The sequence below is a fragment of the Vibrio sp. 1288 genome (genome assembly GCF_033344475.1).
The window spans coordinates 37,967-58,555 of record NZ_JAWPOX010000007.1; the positions used below are offsets into that span (position 1 = coordinate 37,967).

Consider the following 20,589-nt stretch of genomic DNA (forward strand, 5'->3'; position numbering starts at 1 on the left):
TTCCTTTAAATAGTAATTGTTATAGTTCGATCTTTTGTACGTTCGTGTTTTTTAAGCACAGAACCAATACCTAACTGCCCCTGCTGTTTCGATAAACAAGCTTGTGGTAGCAAACTATGTTTGGTGGTGAGCTGCCACTTCAGTTGTTTATGTTTTCCAATCAACTCATAAGCAGCGTTCTTAATGATTGCTATATTGGGTTGGTTAGGAAGCAATTTACTAACTAGCTGTTTATCTTTTGGCAGAAATTCTATTGTTGTCCCCGCGTTGATGTTCCATGCTTTCGAACCCAAAGACGCTCCTAAACCAAGTTGAGCAAACTGCCCTTCAGGCATAGTTCGGGATGCAAGGCGTGTTTGCTCTTCTTTCGTAAGGTGTAACCATTGTCCTTGAAATTCATGAACTTTTACTTGGCATCCAGATAAACATTCAAGAATACTTTTCAGTCCACCTTTACTTCTCACTGGTGAAGCAAACACACCACCATAGTGCCGGGACAGTGAACTCCCTTTCCCAGTTAATGCCGATTTACAGCTTTCTAACGGCGAACGCGCGCCCTGCGCATGCGCACGAGACTGAACAGTCAGCTGACTCAGTTGCCAACATCGATAATAAAGAGATAATAAGCGATGATTGAAAATATCGTAGAAGTCCACCATAGCCGTATCGCCTTCTTTTTGGCGATGTAAAGCTAATTCACTATAGTGCTGGGGAAGCACACCTTGCTCACCCGTTAGGCCTATTAAATTGGTCTCAATCTCTAACTTGCTGTCATCTATATTTTTCAGTTCACAAAGCTGAGCATTTTCAAAACCTAATGATGGATTAACCTTTAAGTTTAGCTTTTCATGCTTCGGTAACGCATCTGTTCCTATTTGCGCCTCTGCTTGCAGAACTTCGTGTTCAATAAGATGAATCGCTTCAAACAATGGATGTTGCTTTAATTCTCGATAAAATTGTTCCGCGCTCATAGCAACACCTTATCGCCAGTTAATGCGGGCCATAGGTGGAAAGACTTTCCCGTGGACTTAATTCTTATTTCTAACTGCGTAAAAATGTTAATTTCAGCATATTGCGAGAAGTAAACAGATAAAACACTACCTAAGAGAAAGATCTGCTCTTTAGGTAAAATTTGATCAGAAACCGTCAAAATAATTTTTATACCGTGCGCAAATCCAACTTTGCCTTTCTGACTAATTCTTCCTGTAGTAGGCTCAAACTCTAACTTAGTTAAAGCATCGATTACCGCTTTCGTTTCTGCTGTCCCAGAAAATGCATAGAGATTAAGGGTCTGCTTCAAAGTTGCTAAACCATCTTCCTCGGTAAAATGGTTTAAAGTTAAAAGCTTAGTTAACTGCCATCGTGTGCTTTCATCCATTTCTGGCCGAATAGTTTCTGATAAAGAAACTAAACAACGAACAGATTCGAAATTGTCATTTACCTCCGGTAAAGATACTTGCGGCAGCCCACCTCCAAATGGAAGTTTCTGCGCTAAGTTGCGGTTACAGCACTCAGCTTCCACGTACATTAACCAGTTTTCCCGGCTATCCGGGCTGAACAATTGATGTTTTTTATCAACAAAAGAAATGTAAGTTTCTCTACCTGGCTCATCATACCCACCAGCCCAGTTCTTATCCTCACGTCTCATCAACCAATAAATCTCACTAGTGTTTGTATAATGCGTGTGCTCACCAGCGTGATAACATGGCAAATTGTGGTACGTTTTGTTCCAGTTTCTCAACGTTACGTCAGAAATTGAGACAACCTCATTACTTTCAGATTCTTGGTATTGCGGAGACAAGTGGTAATCGTATTCAGTTGGTAGAATACGCTTAGGCTCCATAATACTTTTAAATAAGTTGATTACAGGCACACAACCTACCATTAAGCTTTCTTCGTCCACTTGCTTTGGAAGCCAGTCATCGTTGGTATCAAAGTAAAAATACAGTTCGACTTGCTCTCCAAGATCTAGCTCAGATAATCCAAGTTCGGTGATATCAAAGAACATAAACTTCTCAGGAAAGTGCAAATACTCAACAAGTAATCTTGCTCCTGAAAAGCTTCTTTTACTGTATGGCACAACTTTCTCATCTTCTGAAAATCCTACTTCAGAAAGATGTCTTTTGGTTAAAGGACGAACTTCTTTGCCATCCACAACAACAGATAAACCAATTAGGTTTTGAAACAGCATTTGGTAGAGCTTAAAAGTCAATTGAGATTGACCGTTTAAATAGAAGCGCAGCCGTTCTATCCCCATTTCACCAAGAGGAGTCTCTTCATCTTGAGCCGTGAGCTGTACTTTCAAAACTGAATGAGCATTGCTTTCCCATCGTGAGCCAACTGGCTTGAAAGGCGCATTTTTAAAAACGCCAGAGGTCACATCAACAGGATACATTCTGACCGGATAACAAGTTCTAAACTCGCATTCATGATATCCAGTAGCACCGATAACAACTCGCTCGCCTTCTTCTACATCAAAATAAGAGGAAGTGGAGTTAGAACAGCTCATTTTAATGACTGACATTGACGGGATTGGGGCGTGAAAATCCGGATATAACTGTCCCATCAAAGACTCTGTAAACTGAGGGTAACTATTGTCTAAGCTTTGTCTAATCCTTGCTGTTAGAAATGCGCAGCCTTCTAACAATCTTTCTACGTGTGGATCGTCAACCTGTTCCTCACTAATACGAAGTCTCGCGGCAATCTTGGGATACTGCTCACCAAACTCTTGCCCTTTGTGACGCAAATAAGCTAACTCGCGATTATAGTACTTGAGAAACTCTTCACTCATTTTGCTCTACTCAGTTTCATACCTAAATTTACCGGCTCTACTTCAGAATTGAATCGCACTTCATGAATACTGTTATCAATTAAGCAAGTGGCATTTATCTGTAACCTCAATACTCTATCAATAGCGTTTTTCTCGTCCGAAATCTGGACATGAGGGTTCCTTAACCTCGGCTCAAACTCTTTAATTGCATCATGAACGATGTCGCAAAGCTGATTCTGCCCTTCTTGGCTGCTATAGGGCATTGAGGAAAAATCTGGCAGCCCATAGTTCAATATTGAATAACGAACCTCTAGAAGATCATCAGGAATATTTTTCCATCCAATACGACTATTCAGCATCGACTCTAGATCTCTAAGTAAGCTGCTCAACATCTGTTGCTGGCTTGCAGGGAAGTCTTTCTCATCTCGAGTGAGAGGATCACTATCTATCAATTTGTCGAGCAGAGAAACGGTTAACGACATGATATTTCTACGCTATTTGTTTCTGTTCTAATAATGTAGTCAAATCACAGATTGGAAGCGCTGAGTCACCGACTAACCAACATTTTTGACCCAAGCCAACAAAAGATTCTTGCTCACCAATCTGCTTCCAATCCGTTTCTCGACCTAACTTTTGCGCATCGGTCTCTGAGTCAACATATGTCAACGGCATATGGCCTTCGCCTTCACCAAGTCCATCGATATCAAACTCGACAGGTCGCCAAATACTCTCTAACAAAGAAGTAGGTGCTTTAACTTCTAGCGTATGGATGCTCGATATGGGTACAAGAAAATAGTTACCTGCTGTAGAAAACAGTTCAATGTAACCACCTAAACGATCATCAATATCTCTAGCATCTTCGTAGTTTGTACCGTTTACGTTAAACCCTTTAATAGTACGATGCTCTTCAATGCGATGCGATAGACGTGACGCTTCTTCGTACTCTTGATTTCCGAGAGCAAGATTAAATCGAACAAGCTCTTTAGTTAATTCCTCATCACCTATTACTTTGGCACTAGCCGCACCATTGATAAAATCCTTTCTAGCTTGAGCTGCTTTCACTAAATGTCGTAGCTGACTTGCACCAGGCAGATACTCAGGAAACAATTTAATCGATTGCATGAGCTGAGCGTCCGCACGCTCGAAGTCCCCATCAATGCAAAGAAGCTCAATGAAGGAACTTCTCAAGCTCGCATCTTTAGGTGTTGCTTTAATTTCATCAGTTAACTGCTCTAGAGCGTGTTGCAATAGGCCTTGGGACAAAGCATTTTTCCATTGAGTCATTGTTATTTCCTTACACCATGTGCTCTGGTGATAATTCGGTAATTAATTTAATGCTAGATACCATTTGATCGAGTTGAAAATGCGGTCGCAAATGGATAACTGAGTAATAATGTCCAGGAGTTTCTCTTTTCTCTCGAACTGTAATTTTTGCTTCATTTAGGGGGTATTTAGCTCGAAGCTCATCAGACGCTTCATCTGATGCGGTAGTGTACTGATGTAACCAGCGTTGAAAGTCACGCTCTAGGCTTTCTGCGTCTTGATACCCACCAATTTTGTCACGCCCCATAACCTTGAGATAATGTGCGACTCGCGATACACACAATGTGTATTGCAACATCGATGTCAGTTTTGCATTCGTTGAAATATGCTTTTCTGCGTATTGTTTGGGCTTGTAGAGAGATACATTCGAGGTCATCCCTACCATATCAGTCTCAGGTATTGGAGAAATAGAAATAAAACCGCACTCAGACAATTCTTGTTCTTTTCTCTCAGAGATTTTCAAGTTTAACGGACATCTTTCACGATCATTCTTGCCGTTAACACGCATCTTGCTCCTTGTAGGAGCGACGATAATGCCCTGACTGTAATCGCCTTGTTTAATCCCTCGCATATGCGTGAACCAACCATGTTCCTGAAATGCTCTAATTGATACGGCAGCAAAACAGTACGCACTACTCCCCCATAGCAAATCTCGGTTGGAGTCGTAGATGTGTTCTTGAAAATTGAATTTATCATTCCGCGAGCCATCACTTTTGTATGGCTGACGGAACAAGACGTTAGGTGCAGTCAAACCAATAAATTTAGCGTCATCGTTGTCTCTAAAACTACGCCACTTTGCATAATCTTCCTGTTCAAATTGGGCCGCTATATCTCTTATCGCAGAGAGTTGAGCGAAACTATCAACACCAAACATCTCTGGCGATGCAGACATGATAAATGGGCTGAATGCTGCAGCTGCAGACTGAGAGATCTTACTCAACACAGACAGATCTCTATCAAAATAATTTTTACTAGGATCACAGCGAAGCTGATAATCTCCAACCACCACACCAAAGGGTTCTCCCCCTGCCATGCCATATTCATTTTGATAGAGCAACTTAAATAGTGCTGATTGGTCAAACTCGATGGCTTTTAAAGCATCTTTACTGATTTCATTCCATGTCGCCGTTAAAACCTTAACTTTTACAGAATCCGATGAACGAGAATCAACCTGTTCACATAAATACCTAACTCCAACCCACCCCCTTTCGAGCTGTTGAAACTCAGGATGATGTAATATTTCATTTAGTTGAGATTCTAATAGCTCATCAATGCGGTTAATTGTGTTCATCACACTATGACGAAAGCTGTCCAAATCTCTTGAACGTGTACCTTCTATCCAAATTCGCGCTGACGCTACAAGATCAGAAGATTCATTGAATCGAGTCAACCACGGGCTATCAAGTTCAGCATAGCCTCCGGTACTGAACTCATGTTTTAGCTTGCTAGGGTCGCGAAAGTTAAGTGACACTGCTAATTCCATCTAGAACATAAAGATTGGTCATGGCTGGCCTTTCGACCAGCCAATTCATTTCTTATCCACCTGACTGAGGGATCTTTGCCACAAGTCGCAAAGATGTGGTCAGTTCTTCCATTTGTAACCAAGGCTTCAGCCATGCTACGGCATTGTAAGAACCAGGTGCGCCAGGAATTTCCTTAACCTGAACACGAGCGTCTGCTAGAGGGTATTTCGCTCTGATCTCTTGACCACCGCCTTCAGAAGCATTGACGTAACCTAGGATCCAGCGGTTCAGCCAAGACTCAACGTCTTCTGCTTCCATAAAGCTACCAATTTTATCTCGAGCCATTACTTTCAAATAATGCGCAAAACGAGATGTTGCCATCATATAAGGTAGGCGGGCAGAAATGGCCGCATTGGCCGTTGCTTCAGGGGATTCATGGTTCGCTGGTTTTTGACAGGTTTGCGCACCAAAGAACACTGCATAGTTGGTGTTTTTGTAGTGACAAAGTGGTAAGAAACCAAGCTTACCAAGCTCCGCCTCACGTCTGTCGGTAATACCAATCTCTGTTGGGCACTTCATATCAGGGTCGCCATCATCACTCATGAAGAAATGCGTTGGCAAGTTATCCACTCGACCGCCGCCTTCTGCACCACGGATGGCAGTACAAAATCCATATTTTGAAAATGCGTCGGTTAACTTAACACCAAGAACATACGAAGAGTTCATCCAACAGTAGTCGTTATGTTCAGCGTTAACAGCAATACCTGAAACAGGATCTACTTCGAACTCTTCAAACCCAAACTCTTCGACTGGAGCGGTAGCTTGTCCGTATGGCAAACGAGCAAGGACTTTTGGCATCGTCAGACTAACGAAGCGCGAATCGGCACTCTCGCGGAACGAACGCCATTGGGCGTATTCTAGTGATTCAAATACCTTATCTAGGTCGCGTGGTTTTGACAACTCAGTCCACTCATCAAAGCCGAATAGTGCTGGTGAAGCTGCGGACAAGAATGGAGAGAAGCCAGAAGCCGCTACATTTGACATTAGGCGTAACGACTCAATATCTTCTGGGTGGTTGGTAAACTCATAGTCTCCAATCAATGCACCATACGGTTCACCACCAGCACTACCAAACTCAGACTCGTAAACCTTTTTAAAGATCTGGCTTTGATCAAACTCAACAGCTTTGCTCAAGTCTTTATGTAGCTCTTTCTTGGTCATGCTCATCATGCGAACTTTCAAAGTAGAGCTGGTCTCTGAATTCATCACTAGATAATTTAAGCCGCGCCAAGAACCTTCGAGTTTCTGTAATTCTGGGTGATGCATTACTTCAGACAACTGATCAGAAATCTGCCTATCGAGCAAATTAATCGCTTCACGAAAAGTTACTGTTAGGTTTTTGTTCCAAGTAACTGTCCCTTTCATTGCTTCTTCAGCGAGCGTTTTAATCAGCTCCTCAGCACGAGAAGCTTCGGTCTGCTTAGTCGCACCAATAGCTTGATCTAAGAATGAAGTTGTCTGTTCATTAACTGTTGGATCTAACTGTTTTTCAGCTTCAGTCGTCATTATTCCGCTCCTTCAGTACTGTCTGACTTCGCTTTCTTGTCAAGATCTAACTCGCCTGCAAGTCTTGCCAGATTGTCCGTATTGTTCAAAACATCCTCTAGGATATTTTCAAGCTCTTCTGAGCGGTCAACTTTTGTCATCAAATCACGCAGTTTATTACGCGTTTCCATCAATTGGCGTAGTGGATCAACTTGATTTACGATCGCAGCAGGCTCAAAGTCTTGCATTGATTTAAAGTTTAAATCGACCTCAAACTGTGAATCGTCATTCGCAAGCTTATTCGCAACTTTAAACTTCACCGATGGATTCATTTTTTTGAGTACATCGTCAAAGTTATCTCGATCGATCTGAATAAAACGGCGGTCTTTTAATGGCTTCAACGCTTCTGTGTTTTGACCAGCGAAATCACCCATTACACCTACAACAAAAGGCAGTTCTTTCTTAAGAGTTGTACCTTCAGTTTCAACATCATAGGTAATGTGGACACGAGGCTTCCGTACTCGTGATAGTTTCGAGTGGATACTCGTCATACCATTCTCCCTTTATTAATTTTCATTTTGTTCTGCTATGCCAACCAAACGGAAGTAGCTTTTCTTTGCATCCCCGTCGGAGATAAGTTCCGCCAGTAACTCCGGCAGAGGCATCCCACACCAACGAATGATCTGTTCGATGGAGTAAGAAACTGGTGAGTGAGGTTCACTCTCTCGGAAGAAATCAGCTACTTGCTGCAATTGTCTAATTGCCTGCTCTCGTGATTTCATGTTTGTCGCTAATAATGCATCACAACTTTGTGAACTTAACGGTTGTTCAGAAGAAGATTCATCAAGATCCTCTAGCTCTTCAAACACCGCTTGTGGTTGATTAAAACGATCTCCAAGAAGGTGCTTTAATGCCGAGTGTATTGATTCAAGTCTTTTTGATATATAAGAACTAGGAGTCACATCACCGACCGCTTCATCTAATCGCTGACTGAATTCATTAAATGATTCCTTAGCGAACTCCAAATCCGTGATTAATTCTCGATAAAACGTATCAGAAGTCGACTTAACCGTAGTTGTAATTTCAGATAGCTCAACAGCCCCAAGCTCGACTCGATTTCGGCGCTTATCTTCGTCTAAGCGCTCAAGCTCTATAGCTTGCTGATATTCCCAATAGGCATAAGCTTGCTCCACGCCTAAGTCAGTCAATGGTATACAAGCAATTGGAAAAATAAGTGTTCCTTCACTATCGATACCATTGAGGCCAATAATCGCCGATATTCTTGTCTCAATACCATCTTCATCAGGCATTGGGTACAGATCATCCCAAAAGTTCTCAATTAAACTGGTTGCGAGTTTGTAGCCAACGCCCATACCACGAAAACCATACAATCGAGTTAGGGCTTCTATAAGCCAGGCAACAAATTCCAAATCTTTAGACTGATTCGTGAGTATTTCTGGGACATCTTCAATAAATACTCGCCATAAATTACTGTGGGTATAGATACTTTCTTCTTCTATAAGAGCATTACGTTCAGCGTTGCGGGCGGCCATACGCTGATCTTTCAACCGATAGTAAGCAGACTGTGGTGATACATCCTCTCTAGGATCAACACCTGTAGGATTTTCTTGAGATATAGGGGCCAACGCTTGTTCATACCAATCAAACATTTCATTACTCATAAGCTCTCCCTCTTAGAAAGACAGGTATTGTCGCGTCTTCTCTAGTTACTGTTTCGCACTCCGTTTGCGCTTGGCGAACTTTGATCAAAGCACAAGTTACGTTATCACTTGCGCCCCGAACCAAAGCCGAATGCATGAGCGCTAATCCAGCTTGGTTGACTGAGTCTGCATACAATGTCCGATGAATTTCCTCACTCGTAAGTTCCTTAGAGAGTCCATCGCTACAGAGTAGAAACTGATCGCCGTCAGCCAACTGCCCTGAAACTTGATCAATAGTGACACTTTCGTCGACCCCAACAGCTCTGGTAATAACATTTGCAAGAGGGTGAGATTCGGCATCTTCAAATGCCAATAAGCCCTGATCCACTAAGTCCATGACTTGACTATGATCACGTGTTTTTTGGACAAAATTACCACTTCTAAGCTGGTAAATTCGGCTATCACCCACCCAAAGACAGTGGTAATACCCATCCTGAATAAACAACAAAACAAGTGTTGTTCCCATCGTTTTACCGTCTAAGTGATTTTGTGCGTATTGGTAAATTTCTAAGTTCGCTTCTTGAACCACTCTTCGGATATCATCGATATTAGTATTGGAGACATCCTGCATGTGGCGCGCGACTCTATCCACTAGCATCTGGCTTGCTATATCGCCAGCACTGTGTCCACCCATTCCATCAGCAACCACCCAAATATGCTGCTCTGTCATATCCAACAGAGCATCCTCGTTATAAGGGCGTACTTTTCCTGCGTGCGATTTAGCAAAGGTAAAATAGTTCCAATTCATTCTTCTATCCTACCAATTCCACTTTTTCCAGCCGCCATCAAGCATGGCTGAAAACTGACCAATTGAAGGAAATCCACTCGTAATGAACATGCATGGTTCAACCTTCGTTGAACCTTCAGTCCACCAAAAACATGGTTTACTCAATTTCTCTTTAATGAGGAAATTCAAAAGCGTGTTTTGATCAGTATTGCCGTGATCATGAAAAACTGTAGATATTTGGCTTTGATAAAGAAACTCCAGAGGCCTCACTTCACTTGTCACATTCGCAACGAGGTCATTTTTTTCTTGAGTACTCTTATGCCAAACATCAAAGACAAAGTCGTCCTCAAGTACTGAAAGAGCAAGAGCGGCACTGTCCTCGGTCCAAGCTCTGTCACCCCAATATTGCGCAGCTTCACCTTTTACGGCACGAGCTATAGTAAAGAAAAAGTATCTACCGCATGCATCAACACTAGGAATCATGCTACCAATGTAGGTTGAGTCTTCTAAATAGCTAATATCCAAAGCAAAGTGCCACACAGGAGCCGTTAAAAAGTGCTCATTCCAGCTTTCGCCCAGTTGTTCCCTGCTGACTGTAATAACCGCCTGTTGCCAATCATGCCAACGCTCCGAGAAATCTTGTGATAAACCATCTTTCACAAAGTCCCCTTTTGCAGGCATTTTACCGATATAGCCCCAGCCTGATGTTATAAGGTTCGTGGACATCTGAACCTCTCCATTTCATTTGACCAAAACGGATTAATGGCACTAGAAGGAATAAGCTCTAGTTGCACCTTGTTTCCCTTTAAATCAATCATAACTATATTGTCTTTACGCGATTCTGGCCTTGCTTTAAGTGATTGATCCAAAAGCTTGAATATGCCCCACTCACCTTCATAGGTATGCGCAATTTCGCGTTTAGATTCAGGTGGTGTGAACACAATTCGAGTCTGATCTTGACCGGCAGGCCAACTCAACGATTTAGCTCTTGCTGGTCCATGCTTATAAACCAAATCTTGTCCACCCAACTCTAAGACAAATCGAGTAATGTGCTGGTCTAGATAAACAGGCTTCATACCAAACTCTACGCGTAATGAATTATCAGATTCAAAGAAAGACTGCCTGATACGTTGCGCTCTTTGAAAGACCATTAGTGTTTCTGGACGAACTCCAATTTCCTTTTCTAATCGCCAACGACTTTTCGAAGTATCCACAAACGGTTCGAGGTATTCTTGGAAGAATGCGTCAAGCGTGCCCCCATAACCAAAGAATCGCTTAAAGTCTTTCAATCTGACTTCTCTGCTCGCATTGGGCTCGAATGGATATCTGCCAGCAATAGTCCGCTGATAAGGGCGCACCACTTGTGTTACCCAAAGTTGATTTAGATGATCCTTCGAACCGCTCTCCGCAAACTTGACCGACTCTTGAGAAAGCTCACCTAGCCATTGATTAAATGGTCTCGGCAAAAGTTCTTTAGCACGAGCAAAGGAAGCTGCGACATCTTGTGTAACGGTTCCATCTAAAATACTTTTGTAGGCAATTTTCTGATTGTTACCAGAGCTTGATAAGTCACTTAAATACGAACGCAAGTTAATCATTGCTTGTTGAATATCATCAAAGTCTTGCTCACCAAGGCGTAAAATCTCTGAGAAATGTGATTCGACTTCTTTACCTGGCAGAGCAACATTGAAACCGTTTTCTTCAGGTAAATACATGTCTAGTCTATCTGCCGTATTTGAAAACTTAACTTTGGCAACTTTACCAGCAACTTCAGAAGCGGCTTTTTGATTTTCTGACAATGATACTTTTGATAGAGCAACCTCTTTTTGGATTGCTCTCAACAAAGATTCGATTGGTCTTTCAACTCCAGATAAAACCCTCGCTTGCTCTGTCGCAAGTTCTAGGCTCGGAGCCTGCTTCAATTGAATATCTTCGATCAACGTTTTCCATTCATTAACATAATCTTGATAGTATCGAGACTGAACGCCTTGGATGGCACTATCTTGATCAATTTCATGAGCCTTAAGATCGTCACCATAAACCCAGTTCTCTTCCATTAGGCTTTTTACTGTACGGTTGATCTGAATCTGAAAAATGCTATGAAAACCATTGTACGTGTAGAAACCCGAAATGCCTTGTGATAGCGGTTTTCCACTAGCTCGCTCGAACTGCTCAAGCCCTTTAGGTCCCAATACATCAGTCAAGCGAAATGAAGGTACATGACTCTTAGAAAATTGTATTTTCATTCGCTGATAAGCACGTTCAGGTAGAGACATTTGAGTCAACACTTCTCGAGCACTCGTCACGGCAGCAGTGTTGTAAGTAAAGCCTTGTCCATCGTTGCCTAATAAATATTGAGTGTGCTGTAGCAAGCGTCTTCTTAAGTCTGCGTTTAGCTCACCCGGATATTGACGTTCGAAATAAAAGTTAAACCAAGCCAACACTTCATCTTGTTGATATTTGTCTGGATTGAATAACATCAAATACGTTTTTAACGTTTCGTACAAATACTCACGATGCTGTTGATTGCTCTCCATTTCTGACACCAGGCTATCAAGAAGCAAAGGGGCGAAATATTGGGTCAAAGCATCAGAATATGCATTGTTTGCCGCCTGAGATACTTTGTCTCCTTGATAGAGACCAAACCTCTTTACAGAGTCGGCATCACCGTAGTTGCTTTGCTTTCCGAGAGGAAGCGTCATCAACCTATCTAATGTTTCTACAGCTGAAACAATATCCGCTTCAAAATCTAAACTTTGAGCGCCAATCAGTGCATCAATATGGCTAGCTTGTTCATTGGTATCGACAATTAACTGTGAGTTCCACTTATAACTCATAAACCAAAGCGCAGAAGCTCCTAGCAGTAGCGTTGTACATCCAATGTAAACACCTCGACGCATCCAACCTGACTGCTTTTGATAGTGACGATTAACTGTTCCTAACAGTTGCTCTTTGAAAATAACCTTGTCAAAAAGATTCTTTACGAAATAACTATGAGAACCAGTCTGACTCTTTGCTAGAGCTAAACGATTTAACCCAAGTCCATTGGTTGATTCATTCATCAGCTTATCGACTGGTAAGCCTTCTTGAACCGAACTCAACATAAACACACCACGAATCAAGGCAGGCTCTTCAAAACTGTTTTGTGCAAAAATTTCAGCTAAAAACTCGTCAAGATTAGCTTGTAGCACTCTTAATTGCTTTGGAAATTCAAAGATAAGCGCGCGTTTATCTAAATCGTCCTCAGTTTCAAGTATTCTAAGCATACGGGCATCAAGGCGCTCCAACATGCCATGAAATTCTTTGTTGAATAGAGAAATAACGCCTCTTTCATCATCCACTTCACGAGGGAACATGAAACCAAATAAATCATCTCGTTCTTCCTTACTTAAATCGGCAAAGAATTCATTGAAACCGGCAACTAAATCCATTTTGGTGAGCAATACGTAAATCGGAAACTGCATGCCTAACTGGTTTTTCAGTTCTTGAAGTCTCGACTTAATTGCTCGAGCATGAAGACTTCGCTCGGTTCGAGTCTGAGACATCACGCTGGCTAAACTTATCGTAACAATCGCACCATTAATTGGTCTTTGCGTTCTATACTTTTTCAACAATCCTAAGAAACCATGCCACGCTTTAGAGTCGACCTTTTCTTGACTGTCTTGTGTCGTATACCGGCCAGCCGTATCTATAAGAACTGCTTTATTTGCAAACCACCAATCACAGTGGCGAGTGCCACCTACACCGGCAATAGAGTCAGAGCCAAGGCTGTCTCCTAATGGAAACTCTAACCCCGACTGCTTTAATACGGTTGTTTTCCCCGTTCCAGGAGGGCCAATCAACACATACCACGGTAAGTCATACAAGCTTCTCTTGCCTTTGTGTGTTTTCGTCACTACTTTGACAGCTTGCTCAATACGCTCGCGCATTAAGTCAATTTCACTTGCTGCTTCTTTATCTGATTGGCTATCAACCTCAAGCAACGTTTGAATACTTTCGTCTTCTTTCACCTTTTGCTTATGCTGCTTGGTAACGTTAAATATCGCCCAAAGCAACACCAACACTAGAATAGTGACTAGCCGTTGAAAGTCACTCTTTAGGGGCTCATATCCCGCTATCGCAATAAGTGGACCAACAACCCAAATGAAAATAGAACAAGCAGCGACACCGATAAGACCGAGAAACCATCTTTGAGTAAATATTCTGCCAATTTCTTTAATACGCATCTCTATCTACCTATTATTAATTCGCGACAAGAAGGTCGATTTCAATCCGGCGGTTAATAGCTCGGTTTTCATCACTACTGTTTTCAACTAATGGTCTTGCATCCCCCAATCCCTCGGGTATCACTCGCCCTTCTAATGCACTATTCGAGATCAGTTGTTCAGACATAGCAGTGGCTCGAGCTAATGATAGGTGCCAGTTCGAGGGATATTTACTCGTGAAAATAGGCCTATCGTCGGTGTGACCAGTAACAATGATCTTGCCTTGGGTCGACTCCAATGTTCTCGCAAGCTTAGAAATAACGGGTTGGATGTAAGCGACAACATCAGCACTACCTGATTCAAATAGATCTTGAGACTTTAACGAAATTCTTACCCTGTCTTGCAGCGGCTCAACATTGATTAGCCCCTTACCGATCTCAGTTGCTAGATACATTGAAATCTTTTCTGCAATTGGCGCTGATTTTGATTCTGACGTTGCATCTTGGTTAAGTTGTTGCGGTTGAATCAAATTGACTAATTGAGAAAAGGTGCGATTGGATGCCTTATTTAGCTCATAGCTAAAATACATATATATGCAGACCAATAATGCCGCCGTTACAGAACATACAACCCAAAGAGGGGCTCTATCAGAAGCCTTTGAGCCATTCAAAATGTGTTGGTCGATACTATTACTTAGCTCCTGAGGGACTCCTCTCCCATAAGACTTAAGAGTAGCAATAACCTGTCTTCTCAATTTCCGGTGCGATTCCAGTCCATTTTTTTCTAAACGGTATTGACCCAGAAACCCGAGAGATAAGCACACATACATTAGTTCAAGCAAATCTAAGTTCGCATCTGGTTTCGCCATGCACTTATCAAGATGCTTAAAAAACGCTTCCCCACCTTGACTGCTAGCATAGAAGGAGCTAAGTAATGAATCGTGACTCCAGAATGAATGCCCACCCCAATTGGTGTTAAGGACAACTTCATCTAGTGAACAGCATAAACAATAACGAGCTGTATCAATGGTATCCAAATCAACGTCATGCTGACGTAATCGGTTCTCATAATCTCTAAGCTTTTGTGCCAATGTCTCTTTTAGAAACAACGGATCGGAATGAGTCGCTGTCGACCGAATTTGACCGATAATAGATAACAGGCCATTCGCCTCTGCTAGTAGAGAGTTATTCCCATAAGCGACCACTGAATCATTGTTCACCAATTCAGGGCTTTTTGAGATAACTACGGTATTATCCACAGACTTTTCTGATTGTGGTTTCGATGCGGGAGCTCTTCCACCCGGTGTTGGTTTTACTATCGTTTGTTCCATACAGAGCGCGCCTATTTATTAATACTCCAAAGCTCAAGTTCAGCATTCGGAAAATGCCCTGATAGGTGAAGCGCAATACCGCCACTATCTTTTAGCCTCATCCAAAATGGCCCTTTCTTGACAACTTCGAAATAGACATAACCCGTTTGGTAAGGAATCTGTCTCGGGACGACACTCAGCGGCACTACGTTTATACCGTTGATCTGATTATTAATTAGATCGCGAATCTGTTCTGCGGGGCCAAACTTGAGTTGCGCTGGGACCAGGCGTCTTATTTCATCTGTTGTGGTATCTGCTTTAATTGCTAGCACAAATTGGCATGACTCAAGCAAGCGTTTATCTGGAAGTGGCGTCACTTGAATACCGTACTGGCGAGGCTCCAACGGAAGTTTGGTCGCAGTTTGGTCAAGAACAACACTGAGGTACTGACTGAGTATCTGATTCAACTCGCTATAGACACTTGATACATCTAAGTGATCATACGCAAGCAAACTTGGGACTCTTTTAGTTTTATTAGAAAAAGTGGCTAACTCACCAATGTAACCTTTAAGTGTCGTCGCTAATTCCAGTGGATGTAACCTATCTAACTCACTGAAATGCTTTAACTTCGCCTCATATCGGTTCAGCATTTGGAGCATGATGAAATCAACAGCAGAAGCCGATGCAGATTTACCCTTAATCAAGCGCTGTGCAATAACGTCAGCACGCATCTTTGTCATCGCGATAACGTTACGTAGATAAGCTGACATAACTTTGTCGCTAAGGAGATTGATAAGCGGAGGAACGTACTCATCGTCTAGTATAACTTCCCCTTCAGGAGTTACCTCTTTGATCCTTAAGATAGGTAACTCCACATAACCCGCTAATTTGTCATTACTCGCTTTCAACTCTAGATTAAGGGCTGCAACTTGGATGGTTTCCTCATCTTGTCCTGTAAGGTTATCTATCACGGCGATATCTTGAAGTACATAACGAGAGACGATCGATTCGCTTACATCCGAAACGTTTTTACCTGTAACACTTGAAAGAGGGAGAGTTATTTTTACTAACGTATTTTCAGTGTTTTTATCAATAAGTAGAGGCGAAACTGAATCGTTGGATATTAACGTATTAACCAACGTCATATCTGGCAAAACAGCTTCAAGATGCTCAAGTTCAATAAGACCATCTTTTAGCGCGTGTTTTTTTACTCGACATTTCCAAACTCCCCAATTGTAAGCCCCACCTAACTGATGTAAGCCCTTGAATTCTTGAGAGGTTGCGCGTTCTTGTTGTTGGAAGTGCTGGGGACGTAAAAACATTCCTTCGCACCAAGCCGTCTTGGAGTATTGCGTCATTTATAATTAGCCAACTAAACGTTATTTAACGACCAAAGACAGATCTTCTAACAATACTTGATATGTGTTGTAACCGGTCTTATCCACTTTAATGACTTGTCGCCAATTTGAGTTTTCAATATCTCGAAACGCTACGACAATGCCTAAATATTCTGTCTTTGGAGACATACTTGCTTGATATGTTTCTTTCTGACCTGGAGTTAATGAAATTTCATATTTATTCACTAAATCAGGTCCTAAGACTTTTTCACTTTCTTCATAAATAGAAAAAAAGTCCTGGCTTTCAAAAATGGTATTTGACGTTAATTCAAATACATACACCACTACAGGAGAAGGCCTGCCGTTTGAATCAGGATTAATGTTATGACTTGCTGCTATTTCTAAATCTGAGTATGGATCAACAACTAGGTTCGCTGCTGAGCACCCAAATAAAGCCATTGAAATTAATAACAAAATATATTGGTAAAACTTTTTCATCACCCTAATTCCTAGCCTTTGTTTTTTAATGCTAATTCATAGTGCTTAGCGAAGTCTTCTAAATAGAACGGAGACTCTTTATTGATAATATCATCGGATAACTTTTCATGAATATCCTCAAACCTCTTCCAACTTTGAGCATATTTTCTAGCTGGAATAACCTTATTAATAACCGTGTCTTTCGCTAAAGCATCTGAGTATATAGAAGTAGGTTCAACAAGTGACATAACACTCGAAACCGTACCTTCAACACCTTTCATTAAGGCTTGCTCATGACTTTCGATGTCATTAAATGCTTCTTTAATGGCTGCATTTGGCTTTAAGAAGCTAGCGGTTTGACGGTTATATAAGTTATGAATCGCATCTTCTAAGTTTGCAGAAAACTTTAAAGGGTTATTTTCTGACTTACGAAATGCGGTATGACTAAGTCGATTTGTTTGTTTAAACACTGCTCTGTTATGCAGTGTTTCCATTAAACCAACTAGCATCAAAGAAAATGACTCCCCCAGTTGTTCGAACCATTCCTCTCGGTTATCGCTGGGAATCATCATTGGATCTATACCCACCCCTCTAACAAAAGCCGCAAGTTCACCCCCATTGGTATCAAAGTTGGGAGTCGATAGGTGTTCTGATTGTCGGTTAACTTTCGGTAAAGTTTCAGATACGGTGCTCTGTTTTTCGGGCTTTGGGATATCAATAAAATCATCGACTAAACCAATATCTAGCTGAAAGTCAGAAGGAACACTTTCGTTTAAGAGTTCACTAGCACTAAGGCCTAGGTCAACAAATTCTGCTTCCGATGGACTTGAGACTACTTCAGGGGGTGCGCTAGAAAGACTTTTACTTGTCTCAAGACTGAATACATCTGTATCTGTTTGAATAGAAACTGAAATTTGATAATCCCCTAAGCTAACCATATCGTCATCGCTTAGTGCTATTTCATTTCCTTGACCCACAGGAGTTACAGCATTATTTACAAAAGTACCATTAGTTGAGAGGTCTTTTATCAAGTATTTGTCACCAAACTTAATCAGTTCTCCGTGGGTTCCGGATACCACTCTTTCAGGATCTGGTAGTGTCCAATCACATTGTTCAGACCTACCAAATGTAACCTTGGCATGTTCATCACTTGATTCAAACACGAACTCACTCTCAATCTCTGGAGTAAATTTGTGAAAACTTGTTATGGTTAAAACCAACTTCATGTAAACCTCGCCAAAGACCTGCTAGATATTATTTTTAATTTTATTATTAACTGCTTTCTTATTAACAGTAAGATTAATAAAAACCTTAATACTGCCATTGAAAATCATGCACGGAATAATGAATCATTTTTTTATCAAAGCAATCACGTATTGTTCAACAATTTTAATTATCCAACCAAGTTCAAATTTTTGACACTTAGACTTTCATCAATAAAAAAACGAATGTTAGTTTGGCCGAGAAATTCTAACATAATGACTTTTCATTGAGCAGAAAGGTATATATTCCCCCATCATTTATACGGAGTTCTTGTGATGGAAGACAGTAATAAAAACAATTCTATAAATAACGAAGAAAGCGGAGATAAAACTAAAATTGTAAAGACTCAAAAACGAGACAATGCAATTAAATCAACCAAACTCACTAATAATGAAACCTCCGTTAAAAATAAAAATGAAACAAATACAAAACTGTCTCAAAAAGAAAACACTCCGTTAGTTAATAAGAAAAAAAACAATAAAGATGACTCATTAAATAATAACAAAGATGTTATTAACGAAAGCTTAATAGGAACGACCGTTAAAAATCGGTATGAAATTGAGTCGGTTATTGGGCATGGTGGGCTTTGCGATGTTTACTTAGCTAAAGATAAGATTCTTGAATCTTCAGGTTCAGAAACACCCTACGTTGCGTTAAAAATATTACAGAAAGAGTTTGCTTCTCAACCAGAGACTGCACGCATGTTAATACGTGAAGCTCAACAAACTCAAAGGTTAAGCCACCCTAATATCATTAGGGTTTTTGATTTTGGTGTTGATGGCGAAATATACTTTTTAGTTATGGAGTATATTAACGGAGAAACATTAGAGAGTTTAATACAGCGTTCTAGGCCCCATGGGCTGAAGTTTAATGCAACTTTATCAATCCTAAATCAGGTACTCGATGCACTCTCATATGCTCACTCTCTTGGTGTAGTGCACGCCGACCTAAAGCCCGCTAATGTGATTTTAACGTCTGAGGGTAACGTTAAGTTGCTTGATTTTGGTGTATCTAAAACTCATCAATTAAAGCAGGATCAATATGCTGCTAAACGTAAATCCGAAAATGTTGAAACGCTTGGTTATACTCCCAACTATGCATCACTCAACCTGTTATCCGGTAAGGAACCGAACTTAAGCGACGATATGTTTGCTCTATTTTGTATTGCTTACGAGCTATTGAGTTGCAAACACCCTTACGCAAGAACTCCAGTTAATGAAGCTCTCAAAAAGAAGATCAAGGTCTCTAAACCAACTAACATGCCTGCATCTAAGTGGCCAATATTTTCAAGCGTATTTTCAACTGGCATCATTCCGAACGAGCTGACCCCTGAGCAGTTGAAACGCAAATTGAATATGCGCTATTGGCCTATCGCTAGCGGCGCGGCAGCGAGTATATTATTAGTTAGCGGCATTGTATTTGGTTATCAGCAGCAACAAGAAACCATCGCCAATTTGGAAACCGTTATTAGCAAGCAAAATGATCAAATTGCCGGACAAGAGTGGCAGCTTGATACGCCAGCAGAAAAAAGTTTGGCACTGATTGATAGTGAAAAAAGCTTACATCCAGTCGTTAAGGCTGGCTTATTACGCTTACACAAGACCTATATTCTCAGCGAGTTTGAATCTGAAATTGATCAGGTTTTGAATTCTGATGCCAACAACTACCCGAATTATGATGAAATTGAGTCCATACTTGATAAAGCAAAAACCTACTACCCTGACTCACATAAAATAGAAGTTCTTGCCTTAGATATTCAGTCAAGCAAGCACTCCACGTTACTTTCGATAGCAAGGCAAATCAACAGTCAACTTGAAAAGTCTCGGTACAGTAAAGAAGACGGCAGTAAATCCATCTATGAGCTCAAGGATGAGTTAAATCAGATTCATCAAGGTTATCCTTTCACGCCAAGTTCGTTATCTAGCGATGTTTTCGGTCAGCACCTCACTGAAGCACTCAAAAAGAAAGACGCAGCTGCACTTGTTGCTCTTATTAAGGTTGGGAACACCTTCTTTTCAAACGTAGAAGAGCATCAAGAGAACTTACAGATAAGTAATGCGATGAAAGATGCAGTGCTGGAAATGAAATTATATGAGACAGCGCTAGATTCCAACAGCCCTCTACCGTTTCCAGAAGATGCCGCTAGAATCCTGTTCCAAGAAGAGTTTGAAAACTTTTATTCTCGCCTAGAAAAGGCAAGGACGACAACTCATCTCGATAACTTGGTGAAGGATGTGGATCTGTTCTCGAAAAACTTTCCTATTGGTTTTCAGGATGTTAACGATTTAAGATTCAAAACTGCTGATAAATACTTACGCTTCTCCGATATATTGCTTAATAAGCGAAGGACTTCAAGCGCAAGACGCGCTATGAAGAAAGCCAACGAGCTTATGAAGCAAATAGAACAGGACTCTAAGCAAAGCTAGTAATACAAAAGGGACGCGAGTCC

The 20,589-nt window shown here is 41.2% G+C and carries 16 protein-coding genes; 1 reads left to right on the forward strand and 15 read right to left on the reverse strand.

Annotated elements, in window-relative coordinates; translation table 11 throughout:
- Positions 1 to 5: 5 nt before the first annotated feature.
- Genes tssG through tagH form a run of 15 tightly spaced genes read right to left on the reverse strand, consistent with a single transcriptional unit; the run spans position 6 to position 18,103 of the window.
- Entirely contained in the window at positions 6 to 971 is a 966-nt protein-coding gene (gene tssG / locus R8O11_RS07240; RefSeq protein ID WP_005375963.1) for a type VI secretion system baseplate subunit TssG, read from the reverse strand.
- Positions 968 to 2,791, reverse strand: coding sequence for a type VI secretion system baseplate subunit TssF (tssF, locus tag R8O11_RS07245; protein ID WP_017820213.1), 1,824 nt, complete (start codon positions 2,789 to 2,791; stop codon positions 968 to 970). Before tssF ends, tssG begins: the two co-directional genes overlap by 4 nt.
- Complete coding sequence (gene tssE / locus R8O11_RS07250; RefSeq protein WP_017635621.1) at positions 2,788 to 3,252, reverse strand: type VI secretion system baseplate subunit TssE; 465 nt, start codon at positions 3,250 to 3,252, stop codon at positions 2,788 to 2,790. Before tssE ends, tssF begins: the two co-directional genes overlap by 4 nt.
- A 7-nt stretch (positions 3,253 to 3,259) precedes the next feature.
- Complete coding sequence (locus R8O11_RS07255) at positions 3,260 to 4,054, reverse strand: type VI secretion system accessory protein TagJ (RefSeq protein ID WP_005375952.1); 795 nt, start codon at positions 4,052 to 4,054, stop codon at positions 3,260 to 3,262.
- Between the two features lie 10 nt (positions 4,055 to 4,064).
- Positions 4,065 to 5,576 (reverse strand): type VI secretion system contractile sheath large subunit, encoded by a 1,512-nt coding sequence (gene tssC, locus R8O11_RS07260; protein WP_318194041.1) that lies wholly within the window; start codon positions 5,574 to 5,576, stop codon positions 4,065 to 4,067.
- Between the two features lie 52 nt (positions 5,577 to 5,628).
- Positions 5,629 to 7,122, reverse strand: a complete 1,494-nt coding sequence (tssC, locus tag R8O11_RS07265) for a type VI secretion system contractile sheath large subunit (protein WP_005375950.1) — start codon at positions 7,120 to 7,122, stop codon at positions 5,629 to 5,631.
- Entirely contained in the window at positions 7,122 to 7,652 is a 531-nt protein-coding gene (tssB, locus tag R8O11_RS07270; protein WP_005387524.1) for a type VI secretion system contractile sheath small subunit, read from the reverse strand. Before tssB ends, tssC (R8O11_RS07265) begins: the two co-directional genes overlap by 1 nt.
- Before the next feature lie 15 nt (positions 7,653 to 7,667).
- Positions 7,668 to 8,783, reverse strand: coding sequence for a type VI secretion system protein TssA (gene tssA, locus R8O11_RS07275; RefSeq protein ID WP_005387526.1), 1,116 nt, complete (start codon positions 8,781 to 8,783; stop codon positions 7,668 to 7,670).
- Positions 8,776 to 9,570: a PP2C family protein-serine/threonine phosphatase gene (locus R8O11_RS07280; RefSeq protein WP_033907014.1), complete on the reverse strand. Its 795-nt coding sequence runs from the start codon at positions 9,568 to 9,570 to the stop codon at positions 8,776 to 8,778. The genes tssA and R8O11_RS07280 overlap by 8 nt, the downstream gene beginning before the upstream one ends.
- A 9-nt stretch (positions 9,571 to 9,579) precedes the next feature.
- On the reverse strand, positions 9,580 to 10,275 hold the full coding sequence (gene tagF, locus R8O11_RS07285) for a type VI secretion system-associated protein TagF (protein ID WP_318194042.1): 696 nt from the start codon (positions 10,273 to 10,275) through the stop codon (positions 9,580 to 9,582).
- Complete coding sequence (gene tssM, locus R8O11_RS07290) at positions 10,257 to 13,775, reverse strand: type VI secretion system membrane subunit TssM (RefSeq protein WP_033907012.1); 3,519 nt, start codon at positions 13,773 to 13,775, stop codon at positions 10,257 to 10,259. The genes tagF and tssM overlap by 19 nt, the downstream gene beginning before the upstream one ends.
- Positions 13,776 to 13,791: 16 nt before the next feature.
- The gene (tssL, locus tag R8O11_RS07295; RefSeq protein ID WP_033907010.1) at positions 13,792 to 15,084 is read right to left on the reverse strand and encodes a type VI secretion system protein TssL, long form; all 1,293 of its coding nucleotides are present in this window, start codon (positions 15,082 to 15,084) and stop codon (positions 13,792 to 13,794) included.
- Between the two features lie 11 nt (positions 15,085 to 15,095).
- Positions 15,096 to 16,421, reverse strand: a complete 1,326-nt coding sequence (gene tssK / locus R8O11_RS07300) for a type VI secretion system baseplate subunit TssK (RefSeq protein ID WP_081107487.1) — start codon at positions 16,419 to 16,421, stop codon at positions 15,096 to 15,098.
- A gap of 21 nt (positions 16,422 to 16,442) precedes the next feature.
- Positions 16,443 to 16,898: a type VI secretion system lipoprotein TssJ gene (gene tssJ / locus R8O11_RS07305; protein ID WP_033907006.1), complete on the reverse strand. Its 456-nt coding sequence runs from the start codon at positions 16,896 to 16,898 to the stop codon at positions 16,443 to 16,445.
- 11 nt (positions 16,899 to 16,909) lie between these two features.
- Positions 16,910 to 18,103 carry a type VI secretion system-associated FHA domain protein TagH gene (gene tagH / locus R8O11_RS07310; protein ID WP_005375931.1) on the reverse strand — a complete coding sequence of 398 codons (1,194 nt, stop codon included), beginning with the start codon at positions 18,101 to 18,103 and terminating at the stop codon, positions 16,910 to 16,912.
- Between the two features lie 312 nt (positions 18,104 to 18,415).
- Between tagH and R8O11_RS07315 the strand changes: the two genes are divergently transcribed.
- Positions 18,416 to 20,566, forward strand: a complete 2,151-nt coding sequence (locus tag R8O11_RS07315; protein WP_033907005.1) for a serine/threonine-protein kinase — start codon at positions 18,416 to 18,418, stop codon at positions 20,564 to 20,566.
- Positions 20,567 to 20,589: the final 23 nt, after the last annotated feature.

Bases quoted from the DNA above. Each gene is read 5' to 3' on its own strand.
- tssG (WP_005375963.1), bottom strand. From the start codon at position 971: ATGAGCGCGGAACAATTTTATCGAGAATTAAAGCAACATCCATTGTTT.
- tssF (WP_017820213.1), bottom strand. From the start codon at position 2,791: ATGAGTGAAGAGTTTCTCAAGTACTATAATCGCGAGTTAGCTTATTTG.
- tssE (WP_017635621.1), bottom strand. From the start codon at position 3,252: ATGTCGTTAACCGTTTCTCTGCTCGACAAATTGATAGATAGTGATCCT.
- R8O11_RS07255 (WP_005375952.1), bottom strand. From the start codon at position 4,054: ATGACTCAATGGAAAAATGCTTTGTCCCAAGGCCTATTGCAACACGCT.
- tssC (WP_318194041.1), bottom strand. From the start codon at position 5,576: ATGGAATTAGCAGTGTCACTTAACTTTCGCGACCCTAGCAAGCTAAAA.
- tssC (WP_005375950.1), bottom strand. From the start codon at position 7,122: ATGACGACTGAAGCTGAAAAACAGTTAGATCCAACAGTTAATGAACAG.
- tssB (WP_005387524.1), bottom strand. From the start codon at position 7,652: ATGACGAGTATCCACTCGAAACTATCACGAGTACGGAAGCCTCGTGTC.
- tssA (WP_005387526.1), bottom strand. From the start codon at position 8,783: ATGAGTAATGAAATGTTTGATTGGTATGAACAAGCGTTGGCCCCTATA.
- R8O11_RS07280 (WP_033907014.1), bottom strand. From the start codon at position 9,570: ATGAATTGGAACTATTTTACCTTTGCTAAATCGCACGCAGGAAAAGTA.
- tagF (WP_318194042.1), bottom strand. From the start codon at position 10,275: ATGTCCACGAACCTTATAACATCAGGCTGGGGCTATATCGGTAAAATG.
- tssM (WP_033907012.1), bottom strand. From the start codon at position 13,775: ATGCGTATTAAAGAAATTGGCAGAATATTTACTCAAAGATGGTTTCTC.
- tssL (WP_033907010.1), bottom strand. From the start codon at position 15,084: ATGGAACAAACGATAGTAAAACCAACACCGGGTGGAAGAGCTCCCGCA.
- tssK (WP_081107487.1), bottom strand. From the start codon at position 16,421: ATGACGCAATACTCCAAGACGGCTTGGTGCGAAGGAATGTTTTTACGT.
- tssJ (WP_033907006.1), bottom strand. From the start codon at position 16,898: ATGAAAAAGTTTTACCAATATATTTTGTTATTAATTTCAATGGCTTTA.
- tagH (WP_005375931.1), bottom strand. From the start codon at position 18,103: ATGAAGTTGGTTTTAACCATAACAAGTTTTCACAAATTTACTCCAGAG.
- R8O11_RS07315 (WP_033907005.1), top strand. From the start codon at position 18,416: ATGGAAGACAGTAATAAAAACAATTCTATAAATAACGAAGAAAGCGGA.